This window comes from Uliginosibacterium silvisoli, assembly GCF_036017035.1.
Lineage (GTDB): Bacteria > Pseudomonadota > Gammaproteobacteria > Burkholderiales > Rhodocyclaceae > Viridibacterium > Viridibacterium silvisoli.
In genome coordinates this window covers 1,454,027-1,480,495 of record NZ_JAYXHS010000001.1, presented here as the reverse complement: position 1 = coordinate 1,480,495, position 26,469 = coordinate 1,454,027, and the positions used below count along the sequence as shown (strand labels likewise).

The following is a 26,469-nucleotide window of genomic DNA, read 5'->3' as shown; positions in this document are numbered from 1 at the left end:
CCGCAGTACGGGGCCTTGCTTGATCGGGCCCCGCTCCACCCGCCTCCGGCACCGTATGTCCGCCCTCCCCCTCAGCCTCGTCCTCCTCGCCGCCCTCATCCACGCAAGCTGGAATCTCGTCGCCAAGAAATCGGGCGGCGATATGCTTTTTACATTGACGATGTCGATCGCGATGGCCATCGTCTGGGCGCCAGTCGGCCTGTGGTTCGTCTGGCAGCAAGCCGACCAGCTCGGCCTGCTGCAGTGGAGCCTCATCGTCGCCAGTGGTGCGATCCACCTCGCGTACTTCGGCTGCCTGCTGCGCGGCTATCGCTTTGGTGATCTGTCGGTTGTCTATCCGCTGGCGCGCGGCTCGGGTCCGCTGCTGACGGCGCTGGTTGCAACAGGCTTTTTCGGCGAGTCGCTGCGCCTCATCGGTTGGCTGGGCGTGCTGACCATCGTGGGCGGCATCCTGCTGATCGCTGGCGGGCCGGAACTGGTCCGCGCTTTACGTAGCAAGGATCAATCGCACAAGGCACACGCAGCACTGCGCGCCGGGGTGTTCTACGGCGTAGTCACCGGGCTGTTCATCGCCGCCTACACGCTGATCGATGGCTATGCCGTGAAGCACGCCGGCGTCTCGCCTATCGTGATCGAGTACCTGGGCAATCTCACGCGCATGCCGCTGCTGATCGTCATCCTGTTGATCCAGTATCGACACGAACGGCCTGACATCGGCGCACAACTCAGGCAGTCGTGGAAACCCGCCCTGCTCATTGGCGCCATAGCGCCGGTCTCGTACGTGCTGGTGCTGTTCGCGGCGACGATGGCACCGCTGTCGCAGGTGGCGCCGGCACGCGAGTTGTCGATGCTGTTCGCCTCGTTGTTCGGCGGTCGCCTGCTCGGCGAGCGCAATGCGGGCATGCGCCTGTGCGGAGCGGTGTGCATCGCCATCGGCGTGATCGCGCTGGTGAGTGCCTGAAGCCGGCGCATGAAGGAATCGTAATGGATCAACTGCTCGCCCCGGTCTTCGTCTTCCTGTGGAGCACCGGCTTCATCAGCGCCAAACTGGGTCTGCCGTTTGCCGAACCGCTGACTTTCCTCTGCGCGCGCTACGTGCTCGTCATCGCCGTGATGCTGGTGGCTACGCGCGTCTTCCGCGCACCCTGGCCGGACAATCGCCGCGGCGTCGTGCACATCGCCGTTGCGGGCGTCCTGATCCAGGCGACCTATCTCGGCGGCGTGTTCATGGCCATCCACCAGGGCCTGCCTGCGGGGCTCACCGCACTGATCGTCGGCCTGCAGCCCATCGTCACGGCGCTGGTCGCAGGCTGGTTCCTGCGCGAGAAGGTGACCCCTGCGCAGTGGGCAGGGCTGGCACTGGGCTTCGCCGGCACCGTGCTGGTCGTGCTGTACAGCCGAGCGCCCGGGCTATCGAACGCCTGGTCGCTCAACGCACTCTGGCCGGCTCTCGCAGCCCTGGTCGGGATCACGCTCGGCACGGTCTACCAGAAGCGCTTCTGCCCGAGTTTCGACTTGCGCACCGGCGCCGTCATCCAGTTCAGTGCCAGCCTTCTGCTGACCCTGCCTGTCGCGGCCGCCAGCGAGAGCCTGCATATCGACTGGAGCGGTCAATTCGTCTTCGCCTGGTTGTGGGCCGTGCTGATGCTGTCGGTCACCGCCATCAGCGTACTCAACATCCTCATCCGCCGCGGCACAGCCGTGCGCGTCACCAGTCTGTTCTATCTCACGCCTGCCGTAACGGCCCTGCTCGCCTGGCTGCTGTTCCGGGAATCGTTGCAGGCACTGGCGCTGATCGGCATGGCAATCGCCGGCTTTGGCGTGTGGTTGTCGCGGCGCTGAGTGCTGCAGCGCAAATAATTAACGATCCCCGGAAAAGGGGCACAAATGCCGGACCTGCGGCATGAACGGCCCTCGTCGTTTGCCCTACAATCGACGCGAACACTACCGGGGACCAGCATGGAATCGATCCAGAACACGATGATAGAAACACTTTCTGACGACGAGGTCGGCGACTATCCCTTCATGGGTACGCTCGTCGAACAGATCCTGTTTCTGCTGGGTTCGAACATCGTGTTCAGCGATCTGATCATCCACCAGAACAGCCCTGTCTTGCTGCGCCAGCCCAAGCGCCTGGCCGCCGCTTCGGATACCCCGATCACCAAGGAAGAGCTTGAAGAGTTCTTCCAGGTCATCGAGCCCAACTGGCGCGACCGCATCGCCGACCGCGCGTTCGACCGCGCCAAGGACCTGACCAGTGGGCGCATCCGCGTCAATTGCTTCACCTTCCAGGGCAAGTCGCGCCTCGGCTGCGTCATCCGCCGCTTCCCGACCGAGCCGATTCCACTCGAAGAGCTGGGCGTACGCCCCTGCATCCAGGATTTCGCCAAGCTCACCAGTGGCCTCGTGCTGTTCGTCGGCGATACCTGCCAGGGCAAATCGACCACGATCGCTTCGCTGCTCGACGAGATCAACAAGACGCGCTCGGGCCACATCATCACCATCGAGGACCCGGTCGAAACCATCATCCCGCAACGCCGCTGCATCATCACCCAGCGCGAAGTCGGTGCAGATGGTGACGTCGAGAGCTACTACCATGGCGCGCTCGATGCCCTGCGCGAGCGCCCGGATGTCATCGTCATCGGCGAGATCCGCGACGCGGAAACCGCACGCGAAGCCTTGGCTTTGTCCGAATCCGGTCCATTGGTGTTCGCCACGCTGCACGCGCGCTCGACCGAGCTGGGCCTGCAGAAGCTGCTGCGCCTGCTCGGCAATAGCGATGCACAGGCACAGTCGCTCGCCAACGCATTGCGCGGCGTCATCTGCCAGACCCTGCTGCCGGCACGCAACGGCAAGTCCTACTACCTTGCGACCGAATGCCTGACCATGACACCGGAGGCCGTGCAACTGGTGGAGGCGCAGAACCTCGCTGGCGTGCGCCCTCTGCTGGAGAAACTCAGCAAGACGTCCAGCTCGGGCTCGCACACCATGAACGACGACCTGGCAATGCTCATCAACGCCAAGCTCGTCGACCTCGTCGATGCGCGTCGCGGCACGACCGATCCGCTGAAGTTCACCGAGACCTTCGAGCGCGCCCGCTGAAGCGAGCTCTCACAGTCGCCGACACAAGGCCCGCTTTCGCGGGCCTTGTTGCATCAAACCATAGCGTCGTCGCCACGACATTCTTCAGGTACACCCGCAACGCTTAGAATGCGCGCATGACTTCCCTGTCACTTCCCCCAAGCCGCATCCTCGGCATCGACCCCGGCCTGCGTGTCACCGGCTTCGGCGTCATCGAACGGGTCGGCAACAAGCTGGCCTACATCGCCAGCGGCTGCATCCGCTCGCCTGACGGCACCCTGCCCGAGCGCCTCAAGGTCATCCTGCATGGCGTGCAGGAAGTGGTCGACACCTACCAGCCGAATGAAGCGGCAGTCGAGATTGTCTTCGTCAACGTCAATCCGCAATCCACCCTGCTGCTCGGCCAGGCACGTGGTGCGGCGATCTGTGGTCTTGTCTCGCGCGACCTGTCCGTCATGGAATACACCGCCCTGCAGGTGAAGCAGGCCGTCGTCGGTTACGGCAAGGCCAACAAGGAGCAGGTGCAGCACATGGTTAAACGTTTGCTGCAGCTGGCCGGCGACCCGCAGGCCGATGCAGCCGACGCGCTGGCCTGCGCCATTGCCCACGCCAACGGTGGTGCTGCCGGCACGGCCCTGAGTGCGCTCAGCGCGGCCAGCACCCGCGGCAAGAAGCGCGGCTCACGACTGGTCGGCTGAGCGCCTGCCGCAGGCGTAGCACGGTGCACGACGAAGCAAGCACCGAAGTGAGCACAAATGCCGCCTTCATCGGCCTGAGACCTTAAAGACCCGTCGCGGGTGCCGTTATGTCCTGCAGGGACACACAAGAACAACCTGCCGGACGGGGCACTACAAGATGATGGGTGGGCTATTTTCAGCAATCGGCAAACTGTTCGGTCACCAGGCGAGGCCTGGGGCGAATGGCTTCATCGCCCCCTCGACGCAGCTCACGGCCAGTCCCCGGCCCAGCCTCGACACACCACGCGCCGCAGCAGCTCCTGAGCAGACCCGGATAGCTCCGGCCAGGCAAGCAGTGGCGGAGATTGCCCCGGGAGACGAGGCAGAGCCCGTACTGCTGCGCCGCGAAGTCGTAAACGACGGCCTGGAAGTCGACGCCTACGAATTCTCCCTGCGCGGAGAGCTGCATGAGAACGTGCGCTCGCAGGGGCGCTCCGTGCGCAACTTCATGGATCGCATGCTGATCGATCACGTCAATAGCGTCAGCTCCGCCGTGCTGCGTGAACGCCGCATCGTCATCCCGCTCTCCGATGCTGCTCTACGCAATCCGGCCGTCGATCGCCTGCCGGCACGCAGCAACATCCTGCTCAGCCCCGACAAGGCCGACCAGCCGGCCGACGCGCACACCCTGGCACGCATCAGCGCATTGCGCGCCGCTGGCGTACAGATCTGGGCCGACGACTGCGCCGGCACACCATGGATGGCCAGCATGGCCGCAGGGCTCGACGGCATCGCATTGCGCATCGCCTTGCGCATGCCCATGGAGATCTCCGACGTCGTCGACACACTCCGGCGCGACTTCCCGACACTGCCGCGCGCCGCGTGGGATGTGAACACCATGGAAGAATTCGAGACCATGCGGCGTCTCTCCTGCAGCAGCTACGCCGGCGGATTCATCACCCACCGCGGCAACTGGACAGGCAACACGCTATCGCCTGAAGTCATGTGCGTGGCGACGCTGGTGAACCAGGTGCGCGAAGACGCCGACATGCGCAAGATCGCCTCCATCCTGCGGCAGGACATGGCTATGTCATATCGCCTGATGCGCTACGTCAACGCAGCATCACGCGGCCTCAATCATCAGCTCTCATCCATCGAGCAGGCCTTGATGGTCATGGGGCAAGCCCAACTCGACCGCTGGCTGACCTTGATGATGCTGGGCGGCAGTCTCGGCGGCAACGGTGCCGTGCTCGAGGCCGCGCTGGTACGCGCACGCTTCATGGAGTTGCTGGGCCAGGGTTACCGCGGCAGCAACGAGCACTGCGGTCGTCTGTTCGTGCTTGGCCTGTTCTCGATGCTAGATGTGGCACTCAAGGTACCGCTTGAAGACGCCATCCGCCCGCTCAATCTGCCCACACCCATGCGTGATGCCCTGCTCGAACAGAAGGGTCCGCTGGGCAACTTCCTCGCGCTGGCAGAGGCCAGCCAGAACGGTGACTCGCAGCGGGTCATGCAACATGCCGTGGCAATCGGCCTGACCGTTCGCAAGGTCAATGCGCGTCACATAGAGGCGCTGACCTGGGTCAACGCCCCTGAAACCGTCAGCAGCACGGCCGAGCTCGAGAACAGCCTCTGAGCGCGCCTCGCGACTCAGGCGAACTCGTTTCCAGCCCACTCCTCATCACGCCGCACGAACGCGCAGGAATCCATCGCGGGCACGCCTCGCGCTTTTTCGTTGCCGGCGCATTACGTCTCGCCATTTGTATGGAATCTGCAAACGCGATTACATCTGCTTGCAATCACGCGTCGTCGCTTGCGAACGTGCCCGCGTTGTTCGGTCATGGGCGACGCAATCGTGCGAACGCCCCGGACCCAGGAGACGCACCATGAATCTCGTTCAAAAGATTGCCACCATTGCCCTCGTCACAACATCCGGCCTGGCCGCTGCCGCGCAGCCGGCTCACCCTCCTGTTGCAACACCGCATGTGCGCACTGAAGTGCGCCAGAACAATCGCCGTATCGAGCTCGATCATCGCGCGCTGATGCACAGTCGCTACGAACTGCATCGCGCCGAACAGGCCCGTGACTACAAGCGTGTGGCCCAGATCCGCCGTGACATGCATCGCCAGTACGTCTCCCTGCATCGCCATCGCATCGAGCAGCGTCACGACGTGCACGAGTTGCATCGCATGTAAATCATGTCGATCAACGCACGAACGGGTGCGTTGAGAACAAAAAAATGGCGCGGAAAATTCCGCGCCATTTCTTTGAGTACCACTACGGATCTATTGCGCGTCGCTCTCAAACATCACGCGGCCTTCAACCAGCGTGAATCGCGTAATGCCCGGTAAAGGCATGCCGAGGAACGGCGTGTTCTTCCCCTGGCTCTTCAGCGTGGCGCGCGTAATGATGCGCTCGGCATCCGCGTCGAACACACACACATCGGCGCGCGCACCGACTCCGAGGTGGCCGCCCTTGGTGATGCCCATGATGCCGGCAGCATCCGCCGTGATGCGCGCCAGCGCATCGGGCAAGGGTACCTTGTTGTCGCGTGCCCACTTGAGCGTGAGCGGCAGGAGCAACTCCAGCCCGGTCGCACCGACTTCGGACTCACCGAAAGGCATCTGCTTTGCATCGTCATCGACCGGCGTGTGATCGGAGCACACGGCATTGATGCGCCCATCTGCGAGGCCGGCACTCAGCGCATCGCGGTCGCGCTGGCTGCGCAGCGGCGGCTCCATGTGACACAAGGGATTGAAGTAACCGATGTCGATATCGCACAGGTGCAGATGGTGCGCGGCGACATCGCAGGTCACATCGACGCCGGCAGCGCGCGCCTCGTCGATCAAGGCCAGCCCGGCTGCCGAGGACAGGCGCGTAACGTGCAGCTTGACGCCCGTGGCCTGCGCCAGCTTGAGGTGCGTCGCGAGCGCCACGGTTTCCGCCTCGACCGGGATGCCGGTAAGCCCCATGCGCGAAGCCATCTCGCCATCGTGGGCCATGCCGCCCTTGCCAAGGAAGGGGTCGGTCGGCTGCAGCCACACGCGGAAACCGAAGGTCGCCGCGTACTGCATGGCGCGCAGCAGGACTTGCGTATCCACCAGTGGCGTGTTCGCCTGGCTGAAAGCCACGCAACCCGCTTCGACCAGCTCGGCCATTTCGGTGATGCTCTGACCCTTCAGGCCAACCGTCAGCGCGCCAACGGGATAGACGTGCGCGCAGTTGAGATTCTTCGCGCGGAAGCACAGCATCTCGACGAGACCCGGCTCATCGAGCACAGGATCGGTGTCCGGCGGGCAGGCGAGACTGGTGATACCACCCGCCATCGCAGCCTCCATTTCTGACTCCAGCGTGGCGCGGTATTCGAAGCCGGGCTCACGCAAACGTGCGGCAAGATCGATGAGGCCGGGCGCGACGATCAGGCCCGTCGCATCGATGACGCGGTCTGCGTTGAAGCTTGCAGGCGCGGAGCCCACGGCGACAATCTTGTCGTCGGTGATGAAGAGATCCTGTCGTGCGTCGATCTTGTTGGCCGGGTCGATGACGCGGCCGTTCTTGATATGGATGTTCATTCTTCTCAGCCCCCTGCCAGCATGCTCATCACCGCCATGCGCACGGCGATACCGAAAGTGACCTGCGGCAATATGACAGCGTGCTGGCCATCGGCAACGGCGGAATCGATTTCGACGCCACGGTTCATCGGGCCGGGATGCAGCACGATGGCGTCCGGCTTGGCGAGTGCGAGCTTCTCCGGCGTCAGGCCCCACACCTTGAAATACTCCTGGCTCGATGGCAGCAGCGCGCCCTGCATGCGTTCGTTCTGCAAGCGCAGCATCATCACAACGTCGACGCCTTTGAGGCCTTCGTTCATGTCGTGGAAGACGCGCACGCCCATACGTTCGACATCGGTCGGCAGCAGGGTTTTCGGTCCGATCACGCGCACTTCAGGCACGCCCAGCGTGGTCAGTGCGGCGATCTCGGAGCGCGCCACGCGCGAGTGCAACACGTCGCCCACGACCGCCACGACGAGATTGGTGAAGTCTTTCTTGTAGTGGCGGATGGTGTACATGTCGAGCAGCCCCTGCGTAGGGTGCGCATGGCGTCCATCACCGGCATTCACGACCGAGATGTGATCGCGATTGGTGGCGCGCAGGTGCTCGGCCATCAGGTAAGGCGCGCCGCTCGAAGCATGGCGCACGACGAACATGTCGGCGCCCATGGCGACGAGATTGTCGACCGTGTCGAGCAGGGTCTCGCCCTTGCTCGTCGAGCTGGTCGACACGTTGAGATTGATGACGTCGGCGGACAGGCGCTTGGCGGCAATCTCGAAAGTCGTGCGCGTGCGCGTGCTGTTCTCGAAGAACACGTTGAACACGCTCTTGCCGCGCAATAGCGGCAGCTTCTTTACTTCGCGCTCGGCGACTTCGGTGAAGGGTTCGGCAATGTCGAGGATCTGCTCGAGGATGGCCTTGGGCAAGCCATCCAGCGTCAGCAGATGCTGCAACTCGCCGTTCTTGGTCAGCTGCGGATTGCGACCGGGATTAGGCATTCGTGATGATCCTCAGGGAGAGTTCGCCAGCCTCCGTGCGCGACAGGCGCAGGCGTGAGTCGGCAGGCAAGGGGTCGGTCAGGGTCAGCGGGCAGTAGCGCGGCGAGATCGGCAGTTGACGCTCGCCACGATCGACCAGCACCGCCAGATCGACACGGCCGGGGCGACCGTAGTCGAAGAGTTCGTTGAGCGCCGCGCGCGTGGTGCGGCCGGTGTAGAGCACGTCATCGACGAGGATCAGCGGGCGGCCGTCGATATCGAACGGGATGTCGCTCTTGCGTGGCCGCGCGTGCAGGCCGCGCGAACCGAAGTCGTCGCGATAGAAAGCCACGTCGATGGTGCCGAGCGGCTCGGCAACGCCCAGCGCGGCATGCAGCTTCTCGGCGAGCCAGACACCCCCGGTGTGAATGCCGATGAGTGCCGTGTCGGGCGTGAGATGCGGGCGTATCTGCGCGGCGAGTTGCTCGCACAGGCTGCTTGCGTCAGGTAGTTCCATGGTGATGCCCCGGAGTGTTTGCGTATGTACTTGCGTGGGTATCCAGATAACTCTGCAGGATGCGCTGCGCGGCCACAGCGTCGAGGATGCGTTTGCGCTCGCGCCAGTCGCCGTATTTTCCTCCTGCTTCGCGCAACATGTCTTCCGCTTCGGCCGAACTCAGACTTTCGTCAAAGAATTCGACCGGCAGCGAGAAGCGTCCGTGAAGCTGATTGGCGAAGCGGCGGCAGCGTGGCGCCATCGCATGCTCGCTGCCATCTTCGGTGGCCGGCATGCCGACGACGAGTTTCGTCGGCTTCCATTCAGCGATCAGCTTGCCGATCTCGCCGAAGCGCACATCATTGGCTTCGCTGTTGATGACGATGAGCGGCTGGGCCAGTCCACTCTCCGTTTCGCCAACAGCTACCCCGATGCGTGCGGTGCCGAAGTCGAAACCAAGCAGTGTTGCCATCGCGCTATGCGTGTCCTGCGACGTCGGAGAGATTCGTGAAATCGACGCCGAGCAGTTGCATGGCGGCGGTCAGGCGCTCGTCAGGCGGCAGCGCGAAGATGATCTCGGCGTCGGCCGGCACGGTAAGCCAGGCGTTCTGCGCCAGTTCTTCTTCGAGCTGGCCTGCGCCCCAACCGGAATAGCCGAGGGTGATCAGCACTTCCGACGGATCGCCAGAGGTGCCCAGCGCCTGCAGGATGTCCTTGGAGCTGGTCAGGGCGATATCGCCGTTGACCTTGAGGCTGGACTGCCACTCACCGATAGGCCGATGCAACACGAAGCCGCGGTCGGTCTGCACCGGGCCGCCGAAGTAGATCGGCTCGTCGGCCAGCGACTTGATGTCGAACGGGATGTCTACGCGCTCGAACAAGCCTTCGACGGTGAGATCGATCGGCCGGTTGATGACCACGCCCAGCGCGCCTTCGTCATTGTGTTCAGCCACATAGACGAGCGAGCGGGTGAAATCGGGATCCTCCATCGCAGGCATCGCGATGAGGAAATGATGGGTGAGATTGACGTTTTGCACCTGCGTATTGTAGCCGGATGTCCGGCTGGATGCATTGGTCGCCGCCCTTTGATGCCAGCCCGGCCGCCTGCGCGCATCCAGTCGCCGCGCGCCTGCGTACTGACAGCGGTAGCGACTCCAATCCTGTCGTGCCAGCCGCGTCAGCCCTCACAATGCCAACGATGATCCGGAAAAATCAGCCCGCCAGCAGCGCACTCGTCTGGTTTCGTCGCGACCTGCGCAATTTCGACCACGCCGCCCTGTATCACGCCCTGCGCGATCACGACACGGTGTTCTGCGCCTTCGTCTTCGACACGGACATTCTCGACACGCTGCCGAGTCGCACAGACCGCCGCGTGGAATTCATCCGCGCAAGCCTCGTCGAGCTTGATGCAGCCCTGCGCCAGCAAGGCGGCGCACTGGTGGTTTGCCACGGCCCGGCACGCAAGGAGATCCCCCGGCTGGCCGCCCAGCTCGAGGTGAGCGCGGTCTATACCAATCGCGACTACGAGCCGCAGGCCGTCGAGCGTGATGCCGAGGTAGCACGTCGACTGGCCGCACTGGACATTGCCTTCAGCGACTTCAAAGACCAGGTGATCTTCGAACGCGACGAGGTACTGACTCAAGCCGGCAAGCCTTTTGGCGTGTTCACAGCCTACAAGAACGCCTGGCTACGCACCGTCAATGACTTCTACCTGCGCTCCTATCCCGTCGGCAACCACATTGCACAGCTGCGCGCAGCACCACAGGCCAGGGGCGTGCCGACCCTGGCCGAGCTGGGCTTTGAAACCAGCAATCTCGGCACGCTACGCATGAAATGCGGCATGAGTGGTGGCGCCGAGCTGTTCGATGATTTCACTGAGCGCATGAATGACTACAAGGACGCGCGCGATTTCCCGGCGGTGAAGGGCGTGTCGTATCTGTCGACGCATCTGCGCTTCGGCACGGTGAGCATCCGCGAACTCGCACGTCATGCACATCAGCGCGGCGGCGCAGGCGCCGAGACCTGGTTGTCGGAACTGATCTGGCGCGATTTCTATCACCAGATCCTGTATCACCATCCGCATGTCGTGGAGCATGCGTGGAAGGCCGAATACGACGACATCCGCTGGGAGACCGGCAAGGCCGCCGATGAGTTGTTTGCCACCTGGTGCGAGGCGCGCACCGGCTACCCCATCGTCGATGCGGCAATGCGCCAGATCAACCAGACCGGCTTCATGCACAACCGGCTGCGCATGATAGTCGCCAGCTTCCTCACCAAGGATCTCGGCATCCACTGGCTGCGCGGCGAGCGTTATTTCGCCGAGCACCTGAACGACTACGATCTCGCCGCCAACAACGGTGGCTGGCAATGGGCCGCATCGACCGGCTGCGACGCCCAGCCCTACTTCCGCATCTTCAACCCGGTGACGCAATCGGAGCGCTTCGACGCGCTGGGCAAGTTCATCCGGCGCTATCTGCCGGAGCTGAAGGACGTGCCGGAGAAGTACATCCACGCCCCATGGAAAATGCCTGCAGCGTTGCAGGAGAGTGTGGGCGTGGTGATCGGCAGGGACTATGCCGCGCCCATCGTCGACCACGCGCAAGCGCGCGAGGCCACGCTGGCGCGCTTCAAGCTACGTGACCGGAGCTAGGGCGCAGCCGGTCAAGGACACTCATCAAGGTGTCGACGAGAAAGGGCTTGACGAGATAGTCGTCTGCGCCGGCCTCCATGGCCTTGCGGATGAACTCCTGATCGCCGTTCCCGCTCTGCACGATCACTGGCACGCTCCAGCGCCTGGCATGCGCGCGCACGGCGCGCAGCACGTCGAAACCATCGACATTGGGCATCATCAGGTCGAGCACCAGTACGTCGATGGACTGCTCAGGATCGTCGAGCATCTGGATGGCCCGAGCGCCACTCGAACACAGGGTGACCTCATAAGGCTGCGCGAAGAAGAATGCCTTGAACAACGCGAGATTGATCGGCTCGTCATCGACCGCCAGGATATGACATACGCTCATTCTCGCTGCGCCCTCCCGGCGATGGCTTGATCCACGACTCAGGAATCCGTTGCTGCGCGTGAAGCGGCTTGCGCGTCATTGGCGCTCCCACTGCCGTCATCTGCGTGACGCGCAGGCAGCAGCACCTCGAACGTGGCGCCGCCTTCCGGATTGTTGAAGGCGCGAATGCGCCCCTTATGGAAACTCACGATGTCGCGGCAGATCGACAAGCCCAGGCCCGTACCACCCGCGCCTGAGCGCGTACGTGTGCTTTGCACGAACTTGTCGAAGATCGACTCCAGCTCGTCCGGGGGTATCCCGCAGCCGTGGTCGCTGACCACCAGGCGCAGAACACCCTCTTCCGGCGTCAGATCGAGTGCGGTGCCATCCAGTGCCGACAGTTCGATGCGGATGACATCATCCTCCGGAGAATAGCGGATCGAGTTGGCAAGCAGATTCCTGACCACTTGCCCGATGCGGATCGGATCCGCATGCAAGGACGGCAAAGGGGCCTCGGCCTGCAACTGCAGGCGCAGATTCTTCTGTTGCGCGAGTGCCTGAAGCTCCGACACATTGCTGTCGATTAGCATCACCGGATCGATGCGCTCCGGGTGGAACGACATCATGCCGCTCTCCAGTTTCGACATGTCGAGCAGGTCGTTGAGCAAGGTCAGCAGGCGTGCCGCGCTCTGGTTGATGGCCGAGAAATACGTCGTCGCAACCTCTGCCGGCGCCGAGGCACCGAGCTTCTGGCCCATGTCGGAGAAGCCGATGATGCCGTGCATGGGCGTGCGCATCTCGTGCGAGATATTGGCCAGAAAGGTGTTCTTGGCGGTATTGGCGCGCTCCGCCTCCTGCCGCGCCAGTTCGAGGTTCTGCGTGCGTTCGGCGACACGCTGCTCCAGCAGGCGGCGCTCTTCACGCAGCTCAAGCTCCAGCCGCTTGCGCTGCGTGATGTCCTTGAAGGTACCCAGCACACGCGTGGGCGAGCCGTTCTCGCTACGCTCCATCACCTCGCCGCGCGCCAGTATCCAGGTCCAGTCGCCATCACGGCGGCGCAGACGATAATCAGCAGCGATCAAGCCACGCTGACCGGACAGCAAGGCCGTTATCGCCGCCGACAGCGCAGCACGATCCTCAAGATGCACGGCATCTTCGAACACGCTGGCCAGCGGCAGCAACAGCTCCTGCCGCGTCTCGCCGTCGTCGCCCGTCAGCAGCGCCCAGCGCGCATCTAGGCTGACGACATTGCCCGGCACGTTCCAGTCCCACCAGCTCACGTCGCCAGCCAGCATGGCCAGCGCCAGGCGTTTCTCGCTCTGCTCGATCAGGGAGAGGTCTCGCAACACGCCCGCGGCCTGTGCGGGCGTGCCCCCTTGCGTGTGATCGACGACGCCGCCATAAAGCCCCAGCGTCAGCCAGTGACCGTCCTGATGGCGCAAACGCAAGATCGTTTCGACCGAACTGCGTTGGCCGCTGCGCATCAAGGCGAAGGCTTCGAGCACGCCACTGCGGTCATCGGCATGGATCAAGGCCAACCACGCATCCATCGTCGATGGCCCTTGCGGATAGCCGGTGATCTTCTGCCAGCTGGCATTGAGATAGACGCCTGCACTGGTCAGGTCGGCAATCCACATCGACAAGCCGCCGCCCACGAGTGCCAGGCGCAGGCGATGGCGTGCATTCTCGGCATCGCGCGCCTGCTGCTTGCGCGCCTCGAATGCCAGGATCATCAGGGAGGTGAGCACTACGAGCAGCAGCCCGACGCAAATGGCCGTGATGAGCGTGATGCGCCGCGTGGGGGCCACCATGCTCTCCAGCTGCTCAGCCGGCACCCGCGAGATCAGGTGAACGCTCCTGAATTGCTCGAACTCCGGTCGCGGCGCGGCAATCGCTTTCGAAGCAGGCAAGTCCACGCGGCCCAGTGTCCACAAACCGCTGGGGGTTGTGAGTTGCACCACATCGCCACTCTCTGCCGCCCTCGCAACCTCCGGTTCGAACACGCTCAGGCGCGCATCGGGCCTGTTCAGCTGGAAGCCCCACTCCAGCTCCGGCTTCGGCCCCTTCAGCCAGAAACCGGCGCTGTCGGTCATCCACACCGGAATCGCGCCCACCACCGCAGTGTTGAAGATGGGCGTCAATGAGTCGACCGCGACGTTGAGCACCAGCACGCCCCCCAACGATCCGTCGGCATGGCGGATCGGCGTCGCGACGCGCAGCGTCGGCAGATGCGGCACCTGGATCTTGTCATTGTCGACATCCAGATCGATGCGCGAGATGAAGACCTCGCCATCCGCCAGCCCCGTCGGCCGCGTGAAGAAGTAGCGGCCGGACTTGTCCTGCAGTTCACGCTCCGGCACCCGCACGGCATGCCTGCCGCGCAGATTGATGCGCATGCGCTCCTTGCCATGCGCATCGAGCAGCCGCACCTTCTCATAGGTGATGCCGCTCTCCGCCAGCGTCGCACCGACCTCGGCGAGACGGTCCAGCGACTGCGCCGAATAGTCCTGCACCGCCTGCCGCAGAACCTTCGACCGCGATAGCGCGATCACATCACTGACAGGCACCTTCAGACTGCGCTGGAAGCTCTCGGCGCGGCGCAGGGCACGCTGTTTCTCGCCGGAGAGCAAGGGCGACAGGGCCTGCTCTTCGAGTGATTGCTCCAGGTAGATTGCCGATACGGCAGTCAGTGCCAACAGCGCTACGGCTACCAGCACCAGACGTGACCAGTGGGCCAGAAGAAGCGACAGGTTCATCGGCGGGACATCTCCAGTGGCGCATCCCATGCACAAGCGCTTGCGCGCAGCGCGTCAATCGGAGGCGGTCGGACAGACCACCGCCGCATGGCGATCCTCATGATGTCAGACAAGGCGTACCGGGGCGTAGCCCCGCTCTGTCCATAAGGGCAATAAGGTTTGTTTAGGGATCTCTTAAGCAACATTTAGCAGCACCTGTACCGCTGTTTCCCTAGTCTTCGCTACGTGATCTGCATTCGCAATGAGCGCCGCAGACAAACACTTTCGTGCGCCTCGATGGCTGAAAAAAGCCAGCCAGAGACGCATAGAACCAGATTGTGAATTACTTAGTCAAAGGGAATAACAAAATGCAATCAGCAAATCAGCGATACAACATTTATGGCACGGTGCACAAGGGTCTGCGCACCTTCATGTCGGACACCCTGCAGCGTTGTGGCCGTACCGACTGGCAAGACCCCGCCGACAGCGCGCAAAGCCTGGCGCAACTGCGCATGTTGATGGAGGTGTGTCACAGCCATCTGCAGCATGAAGACGCCTTCGTGCACGCCGCCATGGACGCACGCCGCCCGGGCTCGAGCAACACGACGCTCACCGATCACCATGAACACGTGCTGGCCATCAAGAGCATCCTCGCCGACATCGCGGAAATCGAGAAAAGCCTGCCCTTCCTGCGCGACGTCATGGGCAGTGCGCTCTACCGGCGCCTCGCCCTGTTCGTCGCGGAGAATTTCGAGCACATGGCGGTCGAGGAAACCGACAACAACGCCGTGCTGTGGGCCTGCTACAGCGACGCAGAAATCCTTGCCATCGAGCACGCGCTGGTCGCCAGCTTGCCGCCCGAAAAGAAAATGGGCTTCATGCGCTGGATCCTGCCTTCGGTGAGCGCCGGCGAGCGTGCGCAGATGCTCTGCGGCATGAGGCAAGGCGTGCCTGCCGAAGCCTTTGACGGCGTGCTCGCCATGCTGCGTCCGCTGATCAGCGGCAACGATTGGGACAAGCTGATGCGCGCGCTGGGGTGCGGTGAGCTCAGCGCGGCGTGATCCTGCAGGTCGGAAAAGCGCAGCGCTTTTCCGACCTACGCTGACACCAATTGCAGGCTGCGCCCGACGCGCAGGCGGAAACGCCCGCGGCCTGTTTTCTCGAGACCGAGGAAGTCGCAGCGCTCGCGCAGGCGGCGCGACAGCAGGATGAGGCGCGCCTCCAGGTTGTCGTCGATATCCGGCAGGCGCAGCGCCGGGTCGAGGCGCAGCTCGCGATTGCTGAAATCAACGCGACCGCAGCTGACATGAGCGTTCACCAGCTTCCACAGGATGGCGCCAGCCACGCCCTTGATGAGATAGTCATCGGCGAGGAAGACGCTGTCATTCTCGGGAAAGTAGCGCACCGCCACGGGCGCCCCTCCACTGCTGTGCGGCACAACCGGACTGGCGCCCGGCGCTTCCTCGAGCGCTTCGGCGCTCTGCAGCGTGCGCATCATCAGACCGATCTGTTGCGCGATGGCCACCAGCGCGTCTTCATCGTTGTAGCTGAAGCGGCGTTGCTCGGGGCTTTCCAGATAGAGCACGCCCAGCAAGCGTTCGCCGGCAAGCACCGGCACAGCCAGTTGGCTGTTCGAGTCGGGCAGCCCCGCAAACGGAATCTCGGCCTGCGCTGCGATACCCGCTTCGAGCGCCCGCGCGCGCAGATTCTGCGCATAGTTGTATTCAGTCGCCATGTGCGCGATGCGGATCGGCGTGCGGTGCTCGGCCGCCACGCCGATGATGCCGTCTCCTACCGCAATCTCCGAGCCTACCCCGGACTGCGCGTAGCCACGGCTCGCCACCGTGTAAAGGCGTGAGCCGCTCTCATCCAGCATCAGGAACATGCTGTGGCGGAAACCGAAGTGCAGCTCGAGGCTCTTGAGCGTGTCGTCGAACAAACTGCTCAGATCAAGCGAGCCCGCCAGTCGCTCGCTGACTGCGCGGATCGCCGGTAACAGGTTGCGCGCGCCCGGCCCGTCCGGCAGCGACTTGCCGGGCACGCGCTCGATCGCCAGCACGCGATACACATCGGCACCCAGCAGCTTGAATACGCCGGTCATGCCAGTATGCGAAGCGATGCCGGCAAGCTTGACCTTCATGCGCTGGAACAGGCGTCCTTCCGTTTCCGTATGCAGGTACTGCACGCTCAGGCGGAAGGCCTCGCCCGTCTCGTTGTTGAACACCATCACGGTGGCATAGGGATGGACGAGGATATTGGCGCGCGTCTTGTTGAAGAACTGGAACGACAGCGCGACATGCTGGGCGTCGACGTATTCGAGCTGCGAAGCCAGCGCGACGTTCGGCGCGCCATCCAGCGAACAGGTTGCGACGAAGGCTGGAATGACGCCTTCCAGGCAGGGCCGGATACTGTCCACGCAACGCATCACAGGCGTGCTCCTGCACCAGGGCCCGGTGTCTGCACAAAACCCTCTGACAGCGCGAAGCTGATGGCCACGAGATCCTCCGGCGTGTACTGCAGGATGGTTTCCAGCACCTCGCGCGTCATCTCGCGCAAAGGCAGCAACTCGTCGGTGAAGGCGTGCGAGTGCTGCTCGACGCAAGCAAGGTCGAACGGCTTGACGGGCTCGACGACGGCATCCACGCCCTTGAACTGCACGCAGCGATTGGTTGAAGGCAGGCCGAAATTGACGGCCACACGACCCGTGGCCCGCACATCGGCAATACAGGCCGCCGCTTGCGCACCCGGCAGCAGAATCGTCATGCGACGCCGGTCGGGCGCAACGCGACAGCCGAGCCCGAAAACCACAGAGGTCAGCAAACCCGGATCGCAGGACGCCACAAGGATGGACACGCGCCCCTGAACGAAGCTGACCAGCTCTTCGGACAGCTGGATGGCGGCGGGTTGTGCTGACACGGTCATGGCAATGAGCGGTGGAAGTAGGACGGCGGGTTCGGAGAAGCCGCAGGTGGCATCAGGCTACGATGCTAACCCGCGCCCCGACGGCCTGCCAGTACCCACAAGTTCAGGGCAATGTGCGCCCCACAGCCGCGAAATCAGGCCGTGCTCACGTTTTCTTGACCCAAGCCATGCACCAGCCCCTGGCCGCCACCGCCTTGCCGCCGAATGCGGCGCAAGGGCCGCTGACCGCGCCTGCCTTGCCGGTGTACTGGACACAGTTGGCGCAGGTATTGCCCGCCTTGTAGGAGGCGTACTTGGTGGCGTCCACCTTGCTCGCGTCTTCCTTGTAACCCAGCGCCTTGGCCGTGCCATCGGCTTCGGTCACTTTTTCCTGCGCAACGGCCTTGCCGGCCAGCATGGCGCCAGCAGCAACGATGGGCACAACGGTAATGAAACGACGGCGATTGATCATGGTCGAGCTCCTTTGGCTGCGGAAGAGGGCCTGGCTAATCGGGGCACATTCTGTACAACACGCATCGGAGATTAACGCATCGCCACAAGCATGGATGACCCACAGCGCAAACACTTGTGTGGTGACTCGGCGTCACCGGGGCCGTAGCCTATAATCTGCGCCTCAGTCAGTTGCGCCAGGCGCGCTGCAATATGGCCATGCCGGCCCGCCCGGCGAAGGGCCGCAAGGGAAATGGAATCAAATGAACGTGCTGTTTGAAGAGGATGGTGTTTTCAAGACTGGCACCATCATGGCCGACAACGACACCTCGCTGCAGGTGGAAACCCCACATGGCAAGCGAGTCAAGCTGAAGGCCAACACCATCTTGCTGCGCTATGCCAATCCAGCGGCAAGCGAGCTGCTGGCACGCGCCGAGCAGGAAGCCGCCGCGCTGGAAACCGACTTCCTGTGGGAAATGTGCGGCGATGCCGAGTTCGGCTTCGCCGAGTTCGCACAGGATTATTTCGGACACCCCCCGAGCGCCATTGAAGCCACGGCGCTGCTGCAGGGCCTGCAAGCCTCGCCCCTGCATTTCCACCGCAAGGGCCGCGGCCGCTTCCGCAAGGCGCCGCCGGAAATCCTGCAAGCCGCGCTGGCCGGCGCAGAGAAGAAGCGCCTGCAGCAGGAAGCCATCACCCGCATGAAAGACGAGTTGCTCGCCGGCACGCTGCCCGCCGAGTTTCCGCCCATGCTCAAGCAGCTGCTCTACCGCCCGGACCGCAACAAGCTCGAGACCAAGGCGCTCGAAGCAGCCTGCGAGGCCTCCGGCATGTCGGTGCCGCGCCTCATGCTCAAGGCCGGCGCGCTGCCGTCCTCGCACGACTACCTGCTCGGCAGGTTCCTGTTCGAGTACTTCCCGGAAGGCACGGGTTTCCCACCCGTGGAAGCGCCTGCCGCCCCGGATGATCTGCCCCTCGCCGATGTACAGGCCTTCTCCATCGACGATGCGACGACGACCGAGATTGACGACGCCCTGTCGCTGACGCCACGTGACGGCGGCGGTTGGGTGGTCGGCATCCACATCGCCGCGCCTTGCCTCGGCATCAAGCCTGGCAGCGCCATCGACGCCATTGCGCGCACGCGCCTGTCGACGGTCTACATGCCCGGCAACAAGATCACCATGCTGCCGGACGACCTGGTCGAAGTATTCACGCTGGGCGCAGGTTCGGCACGCCCCGCAGTGTCGCTCTACGTCGAGGTGAACAGCGACTACTCGCTGGGCGGGATGCGCTCCTGCATCGAACGCGTGCCGGTCGCCGCCAATCTTCGCCACCACGACCTGGAGCCGGTGTTCAACGAAGAGACACTTGCCAACGAGTTTGCCGGCACGCCGGATTTCGCCTTCAAGCGCGAACTGAGCGTGTTGTGGGAATTTGCCACCGTGCTCGAAGCCGGCCGTGGCAAACCCTCGGCCAACCAGAATGCGATGGACTTCAACTACTACGTCGACTGGGAGGCCAGCACGCAGGACGGCCCCGGCCAGATCAGCATCGAACGCCGCAAGCGCGGCTCGCCGCTCGACAAGCTGGTGGCCGAGCTGATGATCCTTGCCAACAGCAGCTGGGGCAAGCTGCTGCATGAAGCCGGCATACCGGCGATCTATCGCGCCCAGACCGGCGGCCGGGTGCGCATGACCACGGCCGCTGCACCGCACGATGGTCTCGGCGTCGACTGTTACGCCTGGTCGACCAGCCCGCTGCGTCGCTACGTGGACATGTGCAACCAGTGGCAGCTGGTCGCCCATCTGCGCGGCGAACCCGCGCATTTCCCGACGGGCTCCACTGAACTGGCCGTGGCGATGAACGACTTCGACCAGACCTACAAGGCCTATGCCGAATTCCAGCAAGGCATGGAACGCTACTGGTGCCTGCGCTGGCTGCGTCAGAACGGTCTCAAGGAGGTATCGGCCAAGGTGCTGCGCGAGAACATCGTGCGCCTTGAAGACGTACCTTTCGTCTTCAAGGTGCATTCGCTGTCCAACCTCAACAGCGGCGACCGCGTGCAACTCTCGCTCGAGCAATTTGACCTGATCGACGTGGAGCTACGCGCGAAATACGTCGCCACGCTGCCTCCGCTGGAACAAGGCGGCGACACGGCGGAAGACGAGGAAATCGAAGCGGCCGAACTGGTGCTGGCAGGGGACGACGCCGCGGCGGCCAGCGCTGCCATCGTCGCCGAAACCGCGGCCCAGGAGCGGACCGACGCGACGCCGCCGGCCAGCCTCGCGAAGGATCCGGCAGCATGAGGGCATCGGGGTATTTCCCCCTGCCCGGCGCGACTGTCGGATTGACCGCATCTGTGTAGTGAGCCCGGCGTAGAATCTGGCGCATGCCGCAACAAGCCCCCCGCCGCACAGCCCAGCCAACCTCGGCAGCGCCCGCCACGCCCGCGAAGAAAGTCGCCGCGCCTGGCAACAACACGCCTGCCTTGTTGATGGCGAAACTTCCAGCCCCCGGGAAGGTGAAGCGTTTCTCCGCTGCGATCGTCATCGGCGCATGCGCCTCGGCGGTTGCGCACGCCTTCATCCTGGCAGGCTTGGGCTTTACCGTTCCCGATGGCGGCGCGCGCAAGGAAAAGCCGCGCCTCGACATGGTCATCGTCAACGCCAAGCACAAGCAGGCACCCCGCAACGCGCAGGCACTGGCGCAAGCCAATATGGATGGCGGTGGCAATGTCGACAAGAACGAGATGCCGACCACGCCGCTGCCGCCGGAACATACCGAACAAGCCGGAGATGCGATGGTCGACGCCAGCAAGCGCGTCGAGTCTCTGGAGGCCCGGCAGCGTACCTTGCTGGCGCAGGCCAAGGCCATCGCCGCGGTTGAACAGGCGACCGGTCGTCGCAGCAGCGAGCAAGCACCCAGCGATGCGCCGAGATCCGGCAATGCCGCGGAAGACAAGACACGCGCCATGGCCAAGGAAGAAGCTGCGGTGGAGCGCATGCTGCGCCAGTACGCGCAACGCCCGCGCAAGACCTTCGTATCGCCGCGCACGCGCGAATCTGCCTTCGCGCTGTACACCGTCGCATGGCGCAAGGTAGTCGAGGATCTGGGCAGCCTGAAATTCCCCAAGGGTGACGACGGCCGTGCGCTCTATGGCAGCGTCATGCTGTCGATCGAAATCGACCGCAAAGGGCAACTGGTCAATACCGCAGTCGAACGCTCATCAGGCAACAAGCGGCTCGACGAGGCCGCCCTGCGCATCGTGCGCATGGCCTCGCCCTTCAAGCCGCTGCCGCCAGAAACAGCGCGCGACACCGATATCCTCGTGATGGTCGAAACCTTCAGGTTCCAGAAGGTACAAGGCGACTCGGCGCTGGAAGTGAAGGGCGGCGGGCAGTAGCAAAGCGCCTTCCGACATCAAGCCCCAAAAGAAGGTCCAGGCTCTGTTCGTGAAGTCGGGATGTCGGAAGGAGCTTCGCTTTTCCGACCTACATCAACCGCAGACACTCATCAGCTTGCGGTCTTCTTTCGAAAGACAGGGAATCCTCAGCAAACGGAGCGAGCGCGTGGCTGGCAAGGCGGCTCGCGCAGAGCAGTGCTCATGCACGGCGAGCGAGCCAACGCCGCCAGCCGCGTGCGCAGCCCGTTTGCTGAGGATTCCTAGTCGTTGGCGGCCAGGTAGGGCGCCGTAAGTCGGCGCTCGGCCTGATCGGCCGCCACTGGCTTGCTGAGCACATAGCCCTGCGCCAGATCACAGCCGAACTCACGCAGGACGGCCAGCGTATCCACATCCTCGACACCTTCAGCCACGACCTGCAGGCCAAGGCTGTGCGCGAGCCCGATGGTGGAGCGCACGATGATGGCGTCCTGCTCGTCAGTGAGCATGTCGCGCACGAAGGAGCGGTCGATCTTCAGCGCATGCAACGGCAGGCGCTTGAGATAGGCGAGCGATGAGTAGCCGGTACCGAAGTCGTCGATCGACAGGCGCATGCCCTGATCGACGAGACGTTCGACGACGGACATGGCGCGGTTCGGGTCGCCGATCAGCGCGGTTTCCGTAATTTCCAGTTCGAGCAGATGCGGTGGCACACCGTATTCCTTGAGGAGCGCGGCCATCGAATCGGGGAATGTCACGTCGAGCAGGTTGCGTGTCGACAGGTTGATGGACACCGGCAAGTCGAGACCTCGCTGATGCCACTCGCGCATCTGTTCGAGTGCGCGGCGCGCGACCCACAGGGTGAGCGGACGGATCAGGTCACTGGTCTCGGCAAACTGGATGAATTCGCCCGGCGGGATCTGGCCGAGTTGCGGATGCACCCAGCGCACCAGCGCTTCGCTGCCAGACCACTCACCGGTGGCGAGATCCAGTTTGGGCTGGAAATGCAGCACCAGCTGGTTGCCGCCGATGGCCGAGCCCAGCTCCGTAATCATCGCCAGGCGACGCGGATTGTGCTGGTCATGCTCCGGACTGTAAGTGCTGACATTGCCGACTGCGCTCTTGGCTGCATACATGGCCACATCCGCGCAGCGCAGCAAGGCATTGCTGGAGTCGCCATGCTGCGGATAGATGGCCACGCCGATGCTGCCGCCGAGCTCGATGGCGATGCCCTGTACGTCAAAGGGACGACGCAAGGCAGCGACCATTTCCAGCGCAACCGATTGTGCGTCCTGAAGGCTGTCGGCAACCCGTAGCAACACCGCGAACTCGTCACCGCCAAGGCGGGCCAGCATCGCATCGCGCCGCACGAGCGCCTCGCGCAAGCGCTCGCCAACGAGCTTGATCAGCAGATCGCCCGCGTGGTGGCCGAGGGTGTCGTTCACTTCCTTGAAGCGGTCCAGGTCGAGCAACATCAGGCTGACCGATTGCGCACGCTCGCTGGCCTGGCGGATCGCCCGCGTGGCTTCGCGATGCAGGTGGGCGCGATTCGGCAGCAGCGTCAGTGAATCATGCAAGGCCTGATGTTCCAGCACTTGCACATGTCGCGCGTTGACCATGGCCAGCGACACCGTCTGGCAGATGGTATTGAGCGTCTCCATCTCGATGTCGCCGAACATCACGTTGGCTTCATGGAACAACAGGCCGATGCTGCCCAGAGCCTCGTCGCTGAACACCAGCGGCAGCACGACCAGTGACTTCATGCCGCATTTGAGCAAGCCGACCTTGGCGGAAGGGATGACCCGTTCATCGTGCTCGACATCGCCGCTGATGAGGATGCGCCTCTCCTGTATGGCCCGCCCGGCCAGGCTGCCCTTGATCGGAATGCCATAAGCATCCTCGCCCATCAGCTCTGCAATGCCGTCACCGTCCACCGCGATGCGCTGCATGGTCTTGCCATCGGGCATGACACGCAGGAAGGTGATGCAGGGCACATCCTGCAGCATGCGCAAAACACGCACGGTTTCCTGGGCAATCTGGCCGACATCCGTCATGCCATGCAGGCGGCCGGCCAGCCGGTTGACGACTTGCAAAGCCCCATTGCGACGAGCCAGCAGCAACGCCGATTGATGTCGCACGCGCTCGGCCTGGCGGCGCTCGGTCACGTCGCGAATGATGGCAAGCACGACATGGTCGCTGCCGGTGACGATGGAGGCTGCGCTGATTTCCGCTTCCCACTCCACACCGCTCGGCCGGCGGAAAACCCATTCGAAGAACGTTGGCGTGCCGTCCTCGATTTCCTTGAGGATAGCCATCAGCCGCGCTGCAGACATCTGCCCGTTCGGCTGGATCGGCGGCGAGAGGTCTCCGCGCATCGAGCCCAGCAAGCCCTCACGTGTGCAGCCAAAGAGCGTCAGCGCACGCGGGTTGCAGTCGATGATGCGGCCGCCCTTGAGCGTCAGGATGGCGTCCCCCGCCGCATTGAACAGGGTACGGTACTGGCGCTCGCTGTCCTTGAGCGAATGGAACATCAGCAGTTGCGACACGAGGTCAGCGACCGAAGTCGCGAAATTCTGCTCGTCGCGGCTCCACAGGCGCGCACTGCCAACGTGTTCGATGCACAACACACCACACAGACGACCGGCGTTATGCAGCGTGGCATCAAGCACCGCACCGATGCCCTTGGGAAGAAGGTAGGAGGCCGCAAACTCGGCCGTGCGGTAATCATTCACGGCATCTGCCGCGTCAATCACCCGGCCGCTTGCCAGTGCGCGGAAGTAGCCGGGATAGTCCTTGGCTTGCAGACGGCTGCCGCGCTCGAAGCGGCCCTCGTGCACCAGCAGTTGCTGCACGCAGGCAATGGCCGGCTCGTCGTCCTGCGACAGCCATACGCCGACACGTGCCACATCAATCGCCTGGGCGACGCTGGCCGTGAGATGTCGTAGCGCGCCATTGAGGTCGCTCAGCCACAGCGCTTCATCCCGCGACAGGCGGATGAATGCGGACTGCAAGCCATTCGACAGGTTCTCCAGATGCTCTACTGACGGAAATATCATTCTGCTCTTTTGGTTGTTTCTTGGTGCTGCCTGCACGGATCACCGGGGTTGGCGTTTCGCCCCCCAGACCTGCCGGGTAGGCGCCATTCGGGGGATCACCGTCTTCCTCAAGCTAACGGCAGGGGCAGGCACTCCCGCAGGGTGAGCAGGGCTTGCAGGCGCCGGTCGGCGCAGCGCCAGAGCAGGCGCGGGAGAGCAGCGGGCCAGCGGCCCGCAGAATGCAAAACAGGGCGCCAAACGAACGTTTGAGCGCCCTGTCGGCGTAGCGAAGGTGTGCGGAATTTAACGCTGGACTTGCGTTACATCCCGAACCGCACCCGTATCAGCACTGGTGGTCAGCGCCGCATAGGCCTGCAGCGCAGCCGAAACGTAGCGCACGCGGTTGGCCGGCTTCCAGCCTTCGCTGCCGCGTGCATCCATGGCGGCGCGACGTGCAGCCAGTTCGCTGTCAGGAATCGCCAGGCGGATGCTGCGCTCGGGGATGTCGATCTCGATCGTGTCGCCCTCTTCCACCAAGGCAATCGCGCCGCCCATGGCCGCTTCAGGCGAAGCGTGACCGATGGACAGGCCCGAGGTGCCGCCGGAGAAACGGCCGTCGGTGAGCAGTGCACACTGTTTGCCGAGACCTTGCGACTTCAGGTACGAGGTCGGGTAGAGCATTTCCTGCATGCCCGGGCCACCCTTCGGACCTTCGTAACGGATCACGACGACGTCGCCCGCGACGACTTCATCGGCAAGGATGGCCTCGACCGCGGCGTCCTGGCTTTCGTAGACACGGGCGCGGCCCTTGAACTTCCAGATCGACTCATCGACGCCAGCCGTCTTCACGATGCAGCCGTTCTCGGCGATGTTGCCGTAGAGCACGGCCAGGCCACCGTCCTTGGAGTAGGCGTTGGCCACGTCGCGGATGCAGCCCTTGGTGCGGTCCAGGTCCAGCTCGTTGAAGCGCTTGTCCTGGCTGAAAGCGACTTGCGTCGGCACGCCGCCGGGGGCTGCGCGGTAGAACTCGAACACGCCGTTGTCATGTGCATGCATGACGTCCCAGGTGTGCAGGGCCTCGCCCAATGTCTTGGTGTGGACGGTGTAGCAATCACGGTTGATGAGACCGCCGCGATCCAGCTCGGCGAGGATGCCGTACACGCCACCGGCGCGATGCACGTCTTCGATGTGGAACTTGTCGGTAGCCGGCGCAACCTTGCACAGGCAAGGCACTTTGCGCGAGATGCGGTCGATGTCCTTCATCTTGAAATCGACGCCGGCCTCGCTTGCGGCAGCCAGCAAGTGCAGCACGGTGTTGGTGGAGCCGCCCATGGCCACGTCGAGGCTCATCGCATTTTCGAAAGCCTTGTAGGTGGCGATAGCGCGCGGCAGTACGTTCTCATCGTCCTGCTCGTAGTAACGCTTGCACAGATCGACCACAGTACGACCAGCGCGCAGGAAGAGCTGCTTGCGGTCGGCGTGCGTAGCGACGATGGTGCCGTTGCCGGGCAGGGACAGGCCCAGCGCTTCGGTCAGGCAGTTCATCGAGTTGGCGGTGAACATGCCGGAGCACGAGCCGCAGGTCGGGCAGGCCGAGCGTTCGATTTCAGCCACATCCGCATCCGACACATGCTTGTCGGCCGCCTTGACCATGGCATCCACGAGGTCCAGCTTGATGACCTGTTCGGCGCCCGGCGTCTTGGCGATGACCTTGCCCGCTTCCATAGGCCCGCCGGAGACGAACACCGCCGGGATGTTGAGGCGCATCGCGGCCATCAGCATGCCGGGGGTGATCTTGTCGCAGTTGGAGATGCACACCATCGCGTCGGCACAGTGGGCGTTGACCATGTACTCGACCGAGTCGGCGATCAGCTCGCGCGAGGGCAGCGAATAGAGCATGCCGCCGTGGCCCATGGCGATGCCGTCATCGACGGCGATGGTATTGAATTCCTTGGCGATGCCGCCGTGCGCCTCGATCTCGCGCGCCACCATCTGGCCGAGGTCCTTCAGATGGACGTGGCCCGGCACGAACTGCGTGAAGCTATTGACGACAGCGATGATGGGCTTGCCGAAATCGCCATCCTTCATGCCTGTGGCACGCCAGAGCGCGCGTGCGCCGGCCATGTTGCGGCCGTGGGTAGTGGTGCGGGAACGGTATTGCGGCATTGCAGGTCTCCGGTTCATCGTC

Annotated in this window: 22 protein-coding genes; 10 read left to right on the top strand and 12 right to left on the bottom strand. The window is 63.6% G+C overall.

Annotation, left to right across the window (positions count from 1 at the left end; translation table 11 throughout):
• Window positions 1–55: 55 nt before the first annotated feature.
• The 6 genes from VVD49_RS06775 (at window position 56) to VVD49_RS06750 (ending at window position 5,953) form a co-directional block, all read left to right on the top strand.
• Window positions 56–961 (top strand): DMT family transporter, encoded by a 906-nt coding sequence (locus VVD49_RS06775; RefSeq protein ID WP_327598376.1) that lies wholly within the window; start codon window positions 56–58, stop codon window positions 959–961.
• Window positions 962–984: 23 nt separating this feature from the next.
• A complete protein-coding gene (locus tag VVD49_RS06770) occupies window positions 985–1,842 on the top strand; it encodes a DMT family transporter (RefSeq protein WP_327598375.1) in 858 nt (285 codons plus the stop codon).
• A 117-nt stretch (window positions 1,843–1,959) separates the two neighbouring features.
• The gene (locus tag VVD49_RS06765) at window positions 1,960–3,102 is read left to right on the top strand and encodes a type IV pilus twitching motility protein PilT (protein ID WP_327598374.1); all 1,143 of its coding nucleotides are present in this window, start codon (window positions 1,960–1,962) and stop codon (window positions 3,100–3,102) included.
• Between the two features lie 116 nt (window positions 3,103–3,218).
• A complete protein-coding gene (gene ruvC / locus VVD49_RS06760; protein WP_327598373.1) occupies window positions 3,219–3,779 on the top strand; it encodes a crossover junction endodeoxyribonuclease RuvC in 561 nt (186 codons plus the stop codon).
• Window positions 3,780–4,113: 334 nt separating this feature from the next.
• Window positions 4,114–5,394: an EAL and HDOD domain-containing protein gene (locus tag VVD49_RS06755; protein WP_327598372.1), complete on the top strand. Its 1,281-nt coding sequence runs from the start codon at window positions 4,114–4,116 to the stop codon at window positions 5,392–5,394.
• Window positions 5,395–5,644: 250 nt separating this feature from the next.
• Window positions 5,645–5,953, top strand: a complete 309-nt coding sequence (locus VVD49_RS06750) for a hypothetical protein (protein WP_327598371.1) — start codon at window positions 5,645–5,647, stop codon at window positions 5,951–5,953.
• A 90-nt stretch (window positions 5,954–6,043) separates the two neighbouring features.
• On the opposite strand, the gene VVD49_RS06745 is transcribed toward VVD49_RS06750, so the two are convergent.
• The 5 genes from VVD49_RS06745 to VVD49_RS06725 are packed head-to-tail and all read right to left on the bottom strand — an operon-like array spanning window position 6,044 to window position 9,780.
• Entirely contained in the window at window positions 6,044–7,330 is a 1,287-nt protein-coding gene (locus VVD49_RS06745; protein WP_327598370.1) for a dihydroorotase, read from the bottom strand.
• A 5-nt stretch (window positions 7,331–7,335) separates the two neighbouring features.
• Window positions 7,336–8,307, bottom strand: coding sequence for an aspartate carbamoyltransferase catalytic subunit (locus tag VVD49_RS06740; RefSeq protein WP_327598369.1), 972 nt, complete (start codon window positions 8,305–8,307; stop codon window positions 7,336–7,338).
• The gene (gene pyrR / locus VVD49_RS06735) at window positions 8,300–8,803 is read right to left on the bottom strand and encodes a bifunctional pyr operon transcriptional regulator/uracil phosphoribosyltransferase PyrR (RefSeq protein ID WP_327598368.1); all 504 of its coding nucleotides are present in this window, start codon (window positions 8,801–8,803) and stop codon (window positions 8,300–8,302) included. The genes VVD49_RS06740 and pyrR overlap by 8 nt, the downstream gene beginning before the upstream one ends.
• Window positions 8,790–9,254 carry a Holliday junction resolvase RuvX gene (gene ruvX, locus VVD49_RS06730; protein WP_327598367.1) on the bottom strand — a complete coding sequence of 155 codons (465 nt, stop codon included), beginning with the start codon at window positions 9,252–9,254 and terminating at the stop codon, window positions 8,790–8,792. The genes pyrR and ruvX overlap by 14 nt, the downstream gene beginning before the upstream one ends.
• Before the next feature lie 4 nt (window positions 9,255–9,258).
• Window positions 9,259–9,780 (bottom strand): YqgE/AlgH family protein, encoded by a 522-nt coding sequence (locus tag VVD49_RS06725; RefSeq protein ID WP_416384893.1) that lies wholly within the window; start codon window positions 9,778–9,780, stop codon window positions 9,259–9,261.
• 200 nt (window positions 9,781–9,980) lie between these two features.
• Between VVD49_RS06725 and VVD49_RS06720 the strand changes: the two genes are divergently transcribed.
• Window positions 9,981–11,432 (top strand): cryptochrome/photolyase family protein, encoded by a 1,452-nt coding sequence (locus tag VVD49_RS06720; RefSeq protein ID WP_327598365.1) that lies wholly within the window; start codon window positions 9,981–9,983, stop codon window positions 11,430–11,432.
• On the opposite strand, the gene VVD49_RS06715 is transcribed toward VVD49_RS06720, so the two are convergent.
• Window positions 11,410–11,802 carry a response regulator gene (locus VVD49_RS06715; RefSeq protein WP_327598364.1) on the bottom strand — a complete coding sequence of 131 codons (393 nt, stop codon included), beginning with the start codon at window positions 11,800–11,802 and terminating at the stop codon, window positions 11,410–11,412. The genes VVD49_RS06720 and VVD49_RS06715 overlap by 23 nt on opposite strands.
• Before the next feature lie 38 nt (window positions 11,803–11,840).
• Window positions 11,841–14,537, bottom strand: a complete 2,697-nt coding sequence (locus VVD49_RS06710) for a sensor histidine kinase (RefSeq protein WP_327598363.1) — start codon at window positions 14,535–14,537, stop codon at window positions 11,841–11,843.
• Window positions 14,538–14,884: 347 nt separating this feature from the next.
• Here VVD49_RS06710 and VVD49_RS06705 point away from each other — a divergent pair, with 347 nt between their 5' ends.
• Window positions 14,885–15,577 (top strand): hemerythrin domain-containing protein, encoded by a 693-nt coding sequence (locus tag VVD49_RS06705; RefSeq protein WP_327598362.1) that lies wholly within the window; start codon window positions 14,885–14,887, stop codon window positions 15,575–15,577.
• A 35-nt stretch (window positions 15,578–15,612) separates the two neighbouring features.
• On the opposite strand, the gene VVD49_RS06700 is transcribed toward VVD49_RS06705, so the two are convergent.
• The 3 genes from VVD49_RS06700 to VVD49_RS06690 form a co-directional block, all read right to left on the bottom strand.
• Window positions 15,613–16,941, bottom strand: a complete 1,329-nt coding sequence (locus VVD49_RS06700; RefSeq protein ID WP_327598950.1) for a GAF domain-containing protein — start codon at window positions 16,939–16,941, stop codon at window positions 15,613–15,615.
• Window positions 16,941–17,438, bottom strand: a complete 498-nt coding sequence (locus VVD49_RS06695; RefSeq protein ID WP_327598361.1) for a pyridoxamine 5'-phosphate oxidase family protein — start codon at window positions 17,436–17,438, stop codon at window positions 16,941–16,943. Before VVD49_RS06695 ends, VVD49_RS06700 begins: the two co-directional genes overlap by 1 nt.
• A 145-nt stretch (window positions 17,439–17,583) precedes the next feature.
• On the bottom strand, window positions 17,584–17,889 hold the full coding sequence (locus VVD49_RS06690) for a high-potential iron-sulfur protein (RefSeq protein WP_327598360.1): 306 nt from the start codon (window positions 17,887–17,889) through the stop codon (window positions 17,584–17,586).
• Between the two features lie 241 nt (window positions 17,890–18,130).
• Between VVD49_RS06690 and VVD49_RS06685 the strand changes: the two genes are divergently transcribed.
• Both VVD49_RS06685 and VVD49_RS06680 read left to right on the top strand, forming a co-directional pair.
• A complete protein-coding gene (locus VVD49_RS06685; protein WP_327598359.1) occupies window positions 18,131–20,173 on the top strand; it encodes a ribonuclease catalytic domain-containing protein in 2,043 nt (680 codons plus the stop codon).
• An 83-nt stretch (window positions 20,174–20,256) separates the two neighbouring features.
• On the top strand, window positions 20,257–21,270 hold the full coding sequence (locus VVD49_RS06680) for an energy transducer TonB family protein (protein ID WP_327598358.1): 1,014 nt from the start codon (window positions 20,257–20,259) through the stop codon (window positions 21,268–21,270).
• Between the two features lie 260 nt (window positions 21,271–21,530).
• Here the strand turns inward: VVD49_RS06680 and VVD49_RS06675 are convergent, their stop codons facing one another.
• Window positions 21,531–24,302, bottom strand: a complete 2,772-nt coding sequence (locus tag VVD49_RS06675) for a bifunctional diguanylate cyclase/phosphodiesterase (protein WP_327598357.1) — start codon at window positions 24,300–24,302, stop codon at window positions 21,531–21,533.
• Window positions 24,303–24,584: 282 nt separating this feature from the next.
• Window positions 24,585–26,447: a dihydroxy-acid dehydratase gene (ilvD, locus tag VVD49_RS06670; RefSeq protein ID WP_327598356.1), complete on the bottom strand. Its 1,863-nt coding sequence runs from the start codon at window positions 26,445–26,447 to the stop codon at window positions 24,585–24,587.
• Window positions 26,448–26,469: the final 22 nt, after the last annotated feature.